At 69.3% G+C, this 12,298-nt stretch carries 11 protein-coding genes; 10 read left to right on the top strand and 1 reads right to left on the bottom strand.

The window, feature by feature from the left end; genetic code table 11:
* The first annotated feature begins 78 nt into the window (after positions 1–78).
* The 8 genes from ccrA to AB0D59_RS28050 all read left to right on the top strand — a co-directional run bounded on the left by ccrA (position 79) and on the right by AB0D59_RS28050 (position 9,387).
* On the top strand, positions 79–1,422 hold the full coding sequence (gene ccrA / locus AB0D59_RS28085) for a crotonyl-CoA carboxylase/reductase (RefSeq protein WP_362570835.1): 1,344 nt from the start codon (positions 79–81) through the stop codon (positions 1,420–1,422).
* Between the two features lie 17 nt (positions 1,423–1,439).
* Positions 1,440–3,512, top strand: coding sequence for a protein meaA (locus AB0D59_RS28080; RefSeq protein WP_362570832.1), 2,073 nt, complete (start codon positions 1,440–1,442; stop codon positions 3,510–3,512).
* Positions 3,509–4,528 carry a CoA ester lyase gene (locus tag AB0D59_RS28075; protein ID WP_362570829.1) on the top strand — a complete coding sequence of 340 codons (1,020 nt, stop codon included), beginning with the start codon at positions 3,509–3,511 and terminating at the stop codon, positions 4,526–4,528. Before AB0D59_RS28080 ends, AB0D59_RS28075 begins: the two co-directional genes overlap by 4 nt.
* A 5-nt stretch (positions 4,529–4,533) precedes the next feature.
* Positions 4,534–5,046: a MaoC family dehydratase gene (locus tag AB0D59_RS28070; protein ID WP_062667068.1), complete on the top strand. Its 513-nt coding sequence runs from the start codon at positions 4,534–4,536 to the stop codon at positions 5,044–5,046.
* A gap of 3 nt (positions 5,047–5,049) precedes the next feature.
* Positions 5,050–6,255: an acyl-CoA dehydrogenase family protein gene (locus AB0D59_RS28065; RefSeq protein ID WP_362570826.1), complete on the top strand. Its 1,206-nt coding sequence runs from the start codon at positions 5,050–5,052 to the stop codon at positions 6,253–6,255.
* A 169-nt stretch (positions 6,256–6,424) separates the two neighbouring features.
* Positions 6,425–7,081: a phosphatidylserine decarboxylase gene (locus tag AB0D59_RS28060; RefSeq protein WP_362570823.1), complete on the top strand. Its 657-nt coding sequence runs from the start codon at positions 6,425–6,427 to the stop codon at positions 7,079–7,081.
* Between the two features lie 22 nt (positions 7,082–7,103).
* Positions 7,104–7,928: a CDP-diacylglycerol--serine O-phosphatidyltransferase gene (gene pssA / locus AB0D59_RS28055; RefSeq protein WP_362570938.1), complete on the top strand. Its 825-nt coding sequence runs from the start codon at positions 7,104–7,106 to the stop codon at positions 7,926–7,928.
* 229 nt (positions 7,929–8,157) lie between these two features.
* A complete protein-coding gene (locus AB0D59_RS28050; protein WP_362570820.1) occupies positions 8,158–9,387 on the top strand; it encodes an alpha/beta fold hydrolase in 1,230 nt (409 codons plus the stop codon).
* A 7-nt stretch (positions 9,388–9,394) separates the two neighbouring features.
* Here the strand turns inward: AB0D59_RS28050 and AB0D59_RS28045 are convergent, their stop codons facing one another.
* Complete coding sequence (locus AB0D59_RS28045) at positions 9,395–10,513, bottom strand: glycerate kinase (RefSeq protein WP_362570935.1); 1,119 nt, start codon at positions 10,511–10,513, stop codon at positions 9,395–9,397.
* 159 nt (positions 10,514–10,672) lie between these two features.
* Here AB0D59_RS28045 and AB0D59_RS28040 point away from each other — a divergent pair, with 159 nt between their 5' ends.
* Both AB0D59_RS28040 and AB0D59_RS28035 read left to right on the top strand, forming a co-directional pair.
* Positions 10,673–11,776: an ADP-ribosylglycohydrolase family protein gene (locus AB0D59_RS28040; protein ID WP_362570818.1), complete on the top strand. Its 1,104-nt coding sequence runs from the start codon at positions 10,673–10,675 to the stop codon at positions 11,774–11,776.
* Positions 11,773–12,267, top strand: a complete 495-nt coding sequence (locus AB0D59_RS28035; protein ID WP_362570815.1) for an NUDIX hydrolase — start codon at positions 11,773–11,775, stop codon at positions 12,265–12,267. Before AB0D59_RS28040 ends, AB0D59_RS28035 begins: the two co-directional genes overlap by 4 nt.
* The last annotated feature ends 31 nt before the right edge of the window (positions 12,268–12,298 follow it).

The following is a 12,298-nucleotide window of genomic DNA, read 5'->3' as shown; positions in this document are numbered from 1 at the left end:
TCCCAAAACCCTCAGCAGCACCGACGTAACCCTCAGCGCCCCTTCCCTCGAGGGGCGCACACCGCCGGAGGCAACACCGTGACCACTCAGGACATTCTCGACGCGATCCAGTCGCCGGACTCGACGCCGGCCGACTTCGCCGCCCTGCCCCTCCCGGAGTCGTACCGCGCGATCACCGTGCACAAGGACGAGACGGAGATGTTCGCGGGCCTGGAGACCCGCGACAAGGACCCGCGCAAGTCCACCCACCTCGACGAGGTGGCCCTGCCCGAACTGGGCCCGGGCGAGGCCCTGGTGGCCGTCATGGCATCGAGCGTCAACTACAACTCGGTCTGGACCTCGATCTTCGAGCCGCTGTCGACCTTCGGGTTCCTGGAGCGCTACGGCAGGCTCTCCGAGCTGACCAAGCGGCACGACCTGCCGTACCACGTCATCGGCTCCGACCTCGCGGGCGTGGTCCTGCGCACCGGCCCGGGCGTCAACGCCTGGAAGCCCGGTGACGAGGTCGTCGCGCACTGCCTGAGCGTGGAGCTGGAGTCGTCCGACGGCCACAACGACACCATGCTCGACCCCGAGCAGCGGATCTGGGGCTTCGAGACCAACTTCGGCGGCCTCGCCGAGATCGCGCTGGTCAAGTCCAACCAGCTGATGCCGAAGCCGAACCACCTGAGCTGGGAGGAGGCCGCCGCCCCGGGTCTGGTCAACTCCACCGCCTACCGGCAGCTGGTCTCCCGCAACGGCGCCGGCATGAAGCAGGGCGACAACGTGCTGATCTGGGGCGCGAGCGGCGGACTCGGCTCCTACGCCACCCAGTTCGCGCTGGCCGGCGGCGCCAACCCCATCTGCGTGGTGAGCAGCCCGCAGAAGGCGGAGATCTGCCGGTCCATGGGCGCCGAGGCGATCATCGACCGCAACGCCGAGGACTACAAGTTCTGGAAGAACGAGCACGAGCAGGACCCGAGGGAGTGGAAGCGCTTCGGCAAGCGCATCCGTGAGCTGACCGGCGGCGAGGACGTCGACATCGTCTTCGAGCACCCGGGCCGCGAGACCTTCGGCGCCTCGGTCTACGTCACCCGCAAGGGCGGCACGATCGTCACCTGCGCCTCCACCTCGGGCTACAACCACGAGTACGACAACCGCTACCTGTGGATGTCCCTGAAGCGGATCATCGGCTCGCACTTCGCCAACTACCGCGAGGCCTGGGAGGCCAACCGGCTGATCGCGAAGGGCAAGATCCACCCGACGCTGTCGAAGGTCTACTCCCTGGAGGAGACCGGCCAGGCCGCCTACGACGTGCACCGCAACCTCCACCAGGGCAAGGTCGGCGTCCTGTGCCTGGCCCCCGAGGAGGGCCTGGGCGTGCGCGACGAGGAGATGCGCGCCAAGCACCTCGACGCCATCAACCGCTTCCGCAACGTCTGAGACACCCGAGGTCATAGATGACTGAGCGTCAGATCGCCGACGGCGGGCGGGATTCCGTGCCGCAGGCGCCGAGGGAGAAGGACCGGCCGTGGCTCATGCGCACGTATGCCGGGCACTCCACGGCCGAGGCGTCCAACGAGCTGTACCGGCGCAACCTCGACAAGGGCCAGACCGGCCTGTCGGTGGCGTTCGACCTGCCGACGCAGACCGGCTACGACCCCGACCACATCCTCGCCCGCGGCGAGGTCGGCCGGGTGGGCGTACCCGTCTCGCACCTCGGTGACATGCGCCGGCTGTTCCAGGACATCCCCCTGGAGCAGATGAACACCTCGATGACGATCAACGCCACCGCCATGTGGCTGCTGGCGCTCTACCAGGTCGTCGCCGAGGAGCAGGGCGTGGACATCACCAAGCTCCAGGGCACGACCCAGAACGACATCGTCAAGGAGTACCTGTCCCGGGGGACGCACGTCTTCCCGCCGGGGCCGAGCCTCCGGCTGACGACGGACATGATCGCCTACACGGTCTCCCACATGCCGAAGTGGAACCCGATCAACATCTGCAGCTACCACCTGCAGGAGGCGGGCGCCACCCCGGTCCAGGAGATCGCGTACGCGATGTCCACGGCCGTCGCCGTCCTCGACGCCGTCCGCGACAGCGGCCAGGTGCCGCAGGAGCGCATGGGCGATGTCGTCGCCCGCATCTCCTTCTTCGTGAACGCGGGCGTCCGCTTCGTCGAGGAGATGTGCAAGATGCGGGCGTTCGGCCGCATCTGGGACAAGGTCACCCGCGAGCGGTACGGCATCGAGGACCCCAAGCAGCGGCGCTTCCGCTACGGCGTCCAGGTCAACTCGCTCGGGCTGACCGAGGCGCAGCCGGAGAACAACGTCCAGCGGATCGTCCTCGAGATGCTCGCCGTGACGCTGTCGAAGGACGCCCGCGCGCGTGCCGTGCAGCTCCCCGCCTGGAACGAGGCGCTCGGCCTGCCCCGGCCCTGGGACCAGCAGTGGTCGCTGCGCATCCAGCAGGTGCTCGCCCACGAGAGCGACCTGCTGGAGTACGAGGACATCTTCGAGGGCTCGCACGTCATCGAGAAGAAGGTCGCCCAGCTGGTCGAGGACTCCCTCGCCGAGATGGACCGGATCCAGGAGATGGGCGGCGCGATGGCCGCCGTCGAGTCCGGCTATCTCAAGTCGCAGCTGGTCGCCTCGCACGCGGAGCGCCGGGGCCGGATCGAGTCCGGGCAGGAGAAGATCGTCGGCGTCAACATCTTCGAGACGACCGAGCCCAACCCGCTCACCGCCGACCTGGACACCGCGATCCAGACGGTCGACCCGGCGGTCGAGGCCAGGGTGGTGGCGGCGATCGGCCGCTGGCGGGACACGCGCTACCAGCCACCGTTCAACCACCCGCGGCCCTGCAAGGCTCTGGAGCGGCTGAAGGAGGCCGCCAAGGGCACCGGCAACCTCATGGAGGCCACCTTGGAGTGTGCCCGCGCCGGGGTCACGACCGGCGAGTGGGCGGGCGCGCTGCGGGAGGTGTTCGGCGAGTTCCGGGCACCCACCGGGGTCTCCTCGGCACCGGTGGCCGTGCCCGCCGAGGCCGGGTCGGCGATGGCCGAGGTGCGGGCCAGGGTGGACGCCACCGCCCGCGACCTGGGCAGCGGCAAGCTCCGTTTCCTGGTCGGCAAGCCGGGTCTTGACGGACACTCCAACGGCGCGGAGCAGATCGCCGTACGGGCCAGGGACGCCGGCTTCGAAGTGGTGTACCAGGGCATCCGGCTGACGCCCGAGCAGATCGTGGACGCGGCTCTCGCCGAGGACGTGCACGCGGTCGGCCTGTCGATCCTGTCCGGCTCGCACGCCCAGCTGGTCCCGGACGTCCTGGAAAGACTCCGTGTGGCCGGTGCCACAGATATACCCGTGATCGCCGGTGGCATCATCCCGAATGGTGACGCCGAGCAGCTCAGGGAAGCCGGAGTGGCCGCGGTCTTCACCCCGAAGGACTTCGACATCACCGGAATCATCGGCCGCATCGTCGACGAGATCCGGAAAGCGAACAAGCTCGACCCCTTGGAGGTCCCCGCATGACCGCCCGCCCGTCGCCCGCCACCACCCCTCCAACGAGCGGCTCCGCCGCACACCTTCCCTCTGTCAACCGGCTCCGCCCGCGGCGCTCCTGCCTGGCCGTGCCCGGCTCGAACCCCCGCTTCCTGGAGAAGGCCCAGGGTCTCCCGGCGGACCAGGTCTTCCTGGACCTGGAGGACGCGTGCGCGCCGCTCGCCAAGCCCGAGGCGCGGCACACCATCGTGAAGTTCCTCAACGAGGGTGACTGGACGGGCAAGACGCGGGTGGTGCGCGTCAACGACTGGACGACCGAGTGGACGTACCGCGATGTCGTCACGGTCGTCGAGGGCGCCGGCCCGAACCTCGACTGCATCATGCTGCCGAAGGTGCAGACGGCCCAGCAGGTCGTCGCGCTGGACCTGCTCCTCACCCAGATCGAGAAGACCATGGGCTTCGAGGTCGGCAAGATCGGCATCGAGGCGCAGATCGAGAACGCGCAGGGCCTCAACAACGTCAACGAGATCGCGCAGGCCTCCCCGCGCGTCGAGACGATCATCTTCGGCCCGGCCGACTTCATGGCGTCCATCAACATGAAGTCGCTGGTCGTGGGCGAGCAGCCGCCCGGCTACCCGGCGGACGCCTACCACTACATCCTGATGAAGATCCTGATGGCCGCCCGCGCCAACAACCTCCAGGCGATCGACGGCCCCTACCTCCAGATCCGCAACGTCGAGGGCTACCGCGCGGTCGCCCAGCGGGCCGCGGCCCTCGGCTTCGACGGCAAGTGGGTGCTGCACCCGGGCCAGGTCGAGGCGTCCAACGAGATCTTCTCGCCGTCCCAGGAGGACTACGACCACGCCGAGCTGATCCTGGACGCGTACGACTACTACACGTCCGAGGCGGGCGGCAAGAAGGGCTCCGCGATGCTCGGCGACGAGATGATCGACGAGGCCAGCCGCAAGATGGCCCTGGTCGTCTCGGGCAAGGGCCGGGCCGCCGGCATGCAGCGCACGTCCAAGTTCGAGATCCCGGAGGCGTGAGCGCGATGCAGTTCGGACGCACGTACGAGGAGTTCGAGGTCGGGGCGACGTACAAGCACTGGCCCGGAAAGACGGTCACCGAGTACGACGACCATCTGTTCTGTCTCCTCACCATGAACCACCACCCGCTCCACATGGACACGAACTACGCCGAGAAGACGACGGACTTCGGCAAGAACGTGGTGGTCGGGAACTACATCTACTCGCTGCTGCTGGGCATGTCCGTGCCGGACATCTCCGGCAAGGCGATCGCCAACCTGGAGATCGAGTCGCTCAAGCACGTGGCGCCGACCTTCCACGGCGACACGATCTACGGTCAGACGACCGTGCTCGACAAGTGGCCCTCGAAGTCGAAGAACGACCGCGGGATCGTCTACGTCGAGACCAAGGGCTACAAGCAGGACGGCACGCTGGTGTGCGTCTTCCGCCGCAAGGTGATGGTGCCGACCGAGACGTACATCAAGGAGCGCGGCGGCGAGCAGCCGGGCCGCCCCGAGCTCAAGGAACAGGGGAAGTAAGCGATGGCCCGTCTCGCCCAGACCGCCGGTCTGACCGACGTCCAGCAGGAGATCCTCTCCACCGTCCGCGACTTCGTGGACAAGGAGATCCTCCCGGTCGCCACCGAGCTGGAGCACCGCGACGAGTACCCGCAGCAGATCGTCGACGGCCTCAAGGAGCTCGGCCTGTTCGGCCTGATGATCCCCGAGGAGTACGGCGGCCTGGGCGAGTCCCTCCTGACGTACGCGCTGTGCGTCGAGGAGATCGCCCGGGGCTGGATGTCCGTCTCCGGGATCATCAACACGCACTTCATCGTGGCGTACATGCTCAAGCAGCACGGCACGCAGGAGCAGAAGGACCACTTCCTGCCGCGTATGGCGGCCGGCGACATCCGGGGCGCGTTCTCGATGTCGGAGCCGGGCCTGGGCTCGGACGTGTCGGCGATCACCTCGAAGGCAGTGAAGGACGGCGAGGAGTACGTCCTGAACGGCCAGAAGATGTGGCTGACGAACGGCGGCACGTCCTCCCTCGTGGCCGTCCTCGTACGAAGTGACGAAGGACACCCCGAGGGCACGGCCCCCCACAAGTCGATGACGACCTTCCTGGTCGAGAAGGAGCCCGGCTTCGGAGAGGTCCGCCCCGGCCTCACCATCCCGGGCAAGATCGACAAGATGGGCTACAAGGGCGTCGACACCACCGAGCTGATCATGGACGGGCTCCGGATTCCGGCCAATCGGGTGCTCGGCGGGGTCACCGGCCGAGGTTTTTACCAAATGATGGACGGAGTCGAGGTCGGCCGCGTCAACGTGGCGGCGCGTGGCTGCGGCGTCGCGCAGCGTGCGTTCGAACTGGGTGTCCGGTACGCCCAGCAGCGTCACACTTTCGGCAAGCCGATCGCCCAGCATCAGGCCATCCAGTTCAAGCTCGCGGAGATGGCCACCAAGGTCGAGGCCGCGCATGCCATGATGGTCAACGCGGCACGCAAAAAGGACTCGGGGGAACGAAACGACCTCGAGGCCGGGATGGCGAAGTACCTCGCCTCCGAGTACTGCAAGGAGGTCGTGGAGGACGCCTTCCGTATCCACGGCGGCTACGGCTTCTCCAAGGAGTACGAGATCGAACGTCTCTACCGTGAGGCGCCGATGTTGCTGATCGGCGAAGGTACCGCCGAGATCCAGAAAATGATCATCGGGCGAAGGTTGCTCGAAGAGTATCGATTCCAGGGCTGATTGTCCGGGTACGGGGTGTTTTCTTCGAGAAGAAGATCACACCCCGTCAGCGGTCTTCGGCCGCCGACTCGGCTTCCTGGCTTGCCCAGTTGCAGCCCCCGACCGGTACGATCCCGGAAAGCCGCCGTCCCCATTTCCCGCGCGGCATCATCCGCTACGAAGGTCATCCATGCCCCACAGCCAAACCTCTGCACATCGAGACAGCCTGGCCGGCGTACGCCTCGCGCGCGGAGCATCGCCGTGGCTTCTCCCGACCGTCGCCACCGCAGCCGTCAGCCTCCTCCGCGCCCGTCGCTCCGGCGCCGCGAAGGCCGTCGCCGTACCCGCCACCGCGCTCGCGGCGGGCATGCTGTGGTTCTTCCGCGACCCCGAGCGTGAGATCGCCCAGGGCCGTGTCATCTCGCCTGCCGACGGTGTGGTGCAGAGCATCATGCCGTGGAAGGACGGACGCACCCGCGTCGCCATCTTCATGAGCCCGCTCAACGTCCACGTCAACCGCGCGCCCCTGTCGGGCCAGGTGACGTCGGTGGAGCACATCCCCGGTGGCTTCGTTCCCGCCTTCAACAAGGAGAGCGAGAACAACGAGCGCGTAGTCTGGCATTTCGACACCGAACTCGGCGACATCGAGATGATCCAGATCGCCGGCGCGGTGGCCCGTCGCATCGTGCCCTACATCCCGCAGGGCACGAAGGTCGAGCAGGGCGACCGCATCGGTCTGATCCGCTTCGGCTCGCGCGTCGACATCTACCTGCCCGAGGGCGTGGAGGTCGCGGTCGAGGTCGGGCAGAAGACCGTGGCTGGGGTGACTCGCATTGACCGTGATTGATCCGGAGACCCAGGCGGGCTGGGTGCCCGAGGCCGACGAGGTCGGCGACGACGAGGAGGAGATGCCGCTCTCTCTCCGCCTCTCGATAGCGGACACCCTCACGCTGGGCAACGCCACGTGTGGCTTCATGGCGGTGTACTTCACCACCACCGGCATCCTGATCCCGCACCTCACCGGGGACGACCAGTCGGCCGGCATGGCGCGGCACAGCGCCGCCACCGCGGTGATCCTCATGCTCTGCGCGGCGGTCTTCGACCTGTTCGACGGCCTCGTCGCACGCAAGCTGCGCTCCTCCCCCATGGGCGCCGAGCTGGACAACCTCTCGGACCTGATCAGCTTCGGTCTGGCCCCCGCGTACTTCGTGCTCGTCTACGGCATGGTGGCCGACGACGCGTACCAGAAGGTGGCCGCGGTCGGGGCCGTCGTTGTGCTGCTGGCCGTGGTGCTGAGACTGGCGCGGTTCTCGTGCGTGACACCGCCGAACGGCATGTTCCAGGGCATGCCGAGCCCCTTCGGGGCGCTGACGGTCGTCTCGATCGTGCTCCTGGAGCTGCCGTTCTTCGCGACGCTTCTCGCGATCCTCGGCACGGCCTGGCTGATGGTGAGCCGGGTCGAGTACCCGAAGCCGCGTGGGCGCCTCGCCGTGGCGATGCTGTCCTGGATCGTGCTCGGGGTCGGACTCCTGGCGGCCTGGGCCTTCGACGCCCCGGGCGGCCAGCTGCTCCTCCAGACCGGCTGCGCGCTGCAGCTGGTGACGGGCGCGGTGATCCCGCTGTTCGCCACGGCCCGCCGGGTGAACAACATCCGCGACAACAGGCGCGAGGCGAGGGCAGCCCAGCTGCCCTGACCCTCGTCACGACGCCAACGGGTGTGGCCCGAGCCTTCGAGGCTCGGGCCACACCCGTTTCGCGTTCAAGGGCCTACGGCGTTGGCCTTTGACGGGTCAACCACCGCTGGCCGGTGCCGAGTTGCAGAGGGCGAGACAGGGGAGGACGGTGGAATAGGGCTGGATTTTACGGGGATTTGTCCCCATTCGGGGATGGGGATTGCTCCCCTCTACGGATCGGAGGAGAGCCATGGCCGGACTCACTCACAAGGACTACTCGGTCCCGCACGTCTCGAAGCTTCCGGCAAACGAGGGCGAGACCGTGAACCTCTTCGTCCGGGAGTACGACGGCACCCAGGGCAACCAGCCCCGCGAGCCGGTCCTGATGCTCCACGGCAGAAGCGTGCCGGTCCTCGCCGGGTACGACCTGACGGTCCCCGGCTCCGCCATCGACTACAACTGGGCGCAGGACCTGTCCAAACACCACTACGACGTCTTCATGATGGACCTGCAGGGCAACGGACGGTCGCCACGCCCGAAGATGGACGAGCCCCGCAACGCCAACCCGGCGCAGCGCAGCGTCCTGACGCCCAATCCGCTGTCGCCCCCGTACACCGGCCCGCCTCTGTACGCGCACCAGCTGGGCAACACCGAGAGCGAATGTGCGGAGCTGGCCACCGTGGTCGACTTCATCCGGGCCCTGCCCGGCAGGAAGAAGCCCATGGACTTCATCGGCTGGTCCGCCGCGGCACCGTCCATGGGGCCGTACACCCTCCAGCACCCGGAGAACGTCAAGAGCCTGTTCCTGCTCGCCCCCATCTTCCCGCCCGCGGGGCGGTGGTCGGGAGACCCCGCATATCCCTTCGCCATTCCGCCGAACACCTCACTGCCGGTCTCCGACCCGCCCGCCCTGTACGGCTTCCCCCTGTTCGTCAGCGACAAGAGGAGCTTCGTGCTGGCATGGGACCGTGAGCAGGGCACACCGCCCCAGCGGGAGCCCGGCATGGAGGACAGGGCGTGGGCCGCCATGATGGAGAACGACCCCGTCGGCAGCAAATGGGGCCGGGAGCTGTCACCCGGCGTGTTCGAGGGCATCCACCGGTTCCGGAACTCCTATTTCTGGGGCTGGACCAACGAGACGGTCCCTTATCGGGACACATCGGGCAACTACATCCTCGGTGACCGGGTTCCCGTCGCCATCGTCCACGGGGAACTGGACAGGACGGCCAACACCCCACCGACCGCCTCCGTTCCCCCGGCCCTGCGCTTCTCCGTACCAGCTCTCTACACGGCCGTTGGGGGACCGGAGAAGCTGATGTTCCAGCTGGAGGGTGCGGGACACTCCGTGGTCTGGGAGCGCCCCGCCGAGGTCGTGCACGACATCGCGTTCCAGTGGCTGCACAACAAGCACAAGGTGTGGGGCCTCACCAGTGGCAGCTACTACCGGGACTCACTGGGCATCCTGACGCCGATGATCTAGGCCGTCCTCAGCTGAGGAAGTCCCGCCCGATCTGCTCCGCCACCCGCTCCAGGATCGGCCCGGCGTCGGCGATGCACTTCACCACGTCCGGCTCGACCTCGGTCAGCGGGTAGGCGCGGCGGAACCCGGCCCGGCCGAGTGCCGCCGGCGGCAGGGCGAGGCGCCCGCACACCGCGACGACCTCCTTGCCGGCGGCCCGCGCGGCCGCGGCCACCCCCGCCGGCGCCTTCCCGTGCAGCGTCTGTTCGTCCAGCGAGCCCTCGCCGGTGATGACCAGCGACGCCCGCTCCAGCGCGGGCGCGAAGCCGAGGACGTCGAGCATGACCTCGATGCCGGCCCGGAAGCGCGCGCCGAGCAGCAGCGCCCCGTAACCGATGCCACCGGCGGCCCCGGCGCCCGGCGACCCGGCGTACTCCACCGCACGCGGGCCGGCCTCGGCCTCCAGGACCTTCGCGAAGTGGGCGAGGGCGGTGTCCAGGACCTCCACGTCGTCCGGCGAGGCGCCCTTCTGCGGGCCGTAGACGGCCGGGGCGCCCTTGGGGCCGGTCAGCGGGTTGTCGACGTCGCTGGCAAGGATCAGGTCGACCGAGGAGAGGCGCGGGTCCAGGCCGGACAGGTCCGCGCGGGCCACGTCGGCGAGGCCGCCACCGCCCGGCGGCACCGGCTCGCCGTCCTCGTCCAGGAACCGCGCCCCGAGCGCCGACAGCATCCCGGCGCCACCATCGGTCGTGGCACTGCCTCCGACGCCGAAGACGATCGTGCGCGCACCCGCGTCCAGCGCGGCCCGCAGCAGTTCCCCGGAACCGTACGTGGAGGCCGTGAGGGGTGCGAAGACACCGCGGGGCAGTCGCTGCAGACCGCTCGCCTCGGCCATCTCCACCACCGCGGTGTCGCCGCGCAGCGCGAACGCGGCGGTGACCTCCTGCCCCAGCGGCCCGGCGACCAGCCTCTCGTGCCGTTCGAAGCCGGCGGCGACCGCGGCGGCCACCGTGCCGTCCCCGCCGTCCGCGACGGGCAGTGCCTCCACCTCCAGGCCGGGCACGACCCGCCGGAGCCCCGCAGTGACCCGCTCGGCGACCTCCACGGCCGTCAGCGAGCCCTTGAACTTGTCCGCGGCGATGAGCACGCGCTGTGTCACCTGTATCCCCTTGCTCTCCGGGCCTCGCGCATGTCAAGGCCAGTCGCGCCGCTGTGACCTTAACCGGAGGACACCCCCGCCGTCATTCCCCGACCGAAGCCTGGGAAGGGCCTGGGAGCCGTCTGGGAAAACGGGTAGACCACAGCCATGGGCAACGACGGCACCGCCGGTCCGGACCTGGCCGACCGGGTGCTCGGCGGCTGGGTCGGCCGGATCGCGGGCAACATGCTCGGCAAACCGGTCGAGCGGGGTGACGTGTGGACCAGGGAACGCATCGACCACTACCTGCGGCAGGCCGCCGCGCTGCCGCTCACCGACTACCTCCCCGAGCCCGCCGACGAGAGCGACGGCGGCGAGCTGCGCCCGGAGTGGCGGCAGTGCGTGCGCGGCCGTATCCACGGCAGCTGCCGTGACGACGACGTCGACTACGCGATCCTCGGCCTGCACCTCCTGGAGACCCACGGCTTCGGTTTCAGCACCGAGCAGGTCGGCGAGCTGTGGCTGCTGCGGCTGCCGTACCTCCAGACGTTCACGGCGGAGCGGGCCGCCTACCGCAACCTCGCGAGCGGACTGAAGCCGCCCCTCACCGCCACCCACGACAACCCCTACCAGGAGTGGATCGGCGCCCTGATCCGCGCCGACATCTACGGCTGGACCTGCCCGGCCGACCCGCACCGGGCCGCCGCCCTGGCCCGCCGGGACGCGGTGCTCTCCCATGCGGGCAACGGTGTGTACGGCGCGATGTGGGCGGCCGCGCTGATCTCGGCGGCGTTCACCGCGCCGACCGTACGGCAGGCGATCGACACCGCGCTCACCGTCGTACCGGCCGGCTGCCGCCTCGCGCGGACCGTACGACGGGTCGCCTCCCTGCACGAGACCCGGCTGAGCTGGGAGGACACCCTCACCACCGTCTCCGCCGAGACCGCGGGCCTCGGCTGGATCCACACCGTCCCCAACGTGGCCGTGCTCACCGCCGGGCTGCTCTACGGCGACGGCGACTTCACCCGGACCATCACCCTCACCGTGCGCGGCGGCCTGGACACCGACTCCAACGGCGCCACGGCGGGCTCGGTGGCCGGGGTGCTGACCGGCGCGGCGGCCATCCCGGACCAGTGGAAGAACCCTCTGGAGGACACGGTCCGCAGCGCGGTCTTCGGCTTCGACGGGGCCCGCATCAGCGACCTGGCGGAGCGCACCGTACGGCTCGCCCGGACCGGCCCCGAGCCCGCGCTGGTTACCCTTCCTGGGTGACCACGACTGAGGACTACGCCGCGTACATCGCGAGCCTCCCCCGGATCCTCGCCGGGGCGGCCGCGCTCTTCCAGGACGCCGAGGGACGGGTGCTGCTGGTCGAGCCCAACTACCGGGAGGGCTGGGCGCTGCCCGGCGGGACGGTCGAGTCCGACGACGGGGAGACCCCGCGCCAGGGCGCCCGCCGGGAGACCCTGGAGGAGATCGGCCTGGACCGGGAGATGGGCCGGCTGCTCACGGTGGACTGGGTGCACGGCACGGGCCGGCCGCCGATCGTCGCCTATCTGTACGACGGCGGTGTCGTCACCGACGCCGACCTCGGCGCGATCCGGCTCCAGGAGGAGGAACTGCTGTCCTGGCGGCTGGTCCCCCGCGCGGAACTCAGCACGTATCTGACGGGCTCCCTGGGCCGCCGCGTACTGGCCGCGCTGGACGTGCTGGACGAGGGGGCGGGCACCGCGGAGCTGGAGAACGGCGACAGGGTGGGCTGAGCGGGCCGGGCGATATCCGCTCGCCGCCCGC

It is taken from the genome of Streptomyces sp. NPDC048417, assembly GCF_040651615.1.
Classification (GTDB): domain Bacteria; phylum Actinomycetota; class Actinomycetes; order Streptomycetales; family Streptomycetaceae; genus Streptomyces.
The sequence above is the reverse complement of the archived record's forward strand: the minus strand, read 5'-3'. Positions and strand labels throughout refer to the sequence as shown.

Excerpts from the sequence above, each read along its gene's own strand:
- AB0D59_RS28065 (WP_362570826.1), top strand. The coding sequence starts at position 5,050 with ATGGCCCGTCTCGCCCAGACCGCCGGTCTGACCGACGTCCAGCAGGAG.
- AB0D59_RS28050 (WP_362570820.1), top strand. The coding sequence starts at position 8,158 with ATGGCCGGACTCACTCACAAGGACTACTCGGTCCCGCACGTCTCGAAG.
- AB0D59_RS28070 (WP_062667068.1), top strand. The coding sequence starts at position 4,534 with ATGCAGTTCGGACGCACGTACGAGGAGTTCGAGGTCGGGGCGACGTAC.
- AB0D59_RS28075 (WP_362570829.1), top strand. The coding sequence starts at position 3,509 with ATGACCGCCCGCCCGTCGCCCGCCACCACCCCTCCAACGAGCGGCTCC.
- AB0D59_RS28040 (WP_362570818.1), top strand. The coding sequence starts at position 10,673 with ATGGGCAACGACGGCACCGCCGGTCCGGACCTGGCCGACCGGGTGCTC.
- AB0D59_RS28060 (WP_362570823.1), top strand. The coding sequence starts at position 6,425 with ATGCCCCACAGCCAAACCTCTGCACATCGAGACAGCCTGGCCGGCGTA.
- AB0D59_RS28080 (WP_362570832.1), top strand. The coding sequence starts at position 1,440 with ATGACTGAGCGTCAGATCGCCGACGGCGGGCGGGATTCCGTGCCGCAG.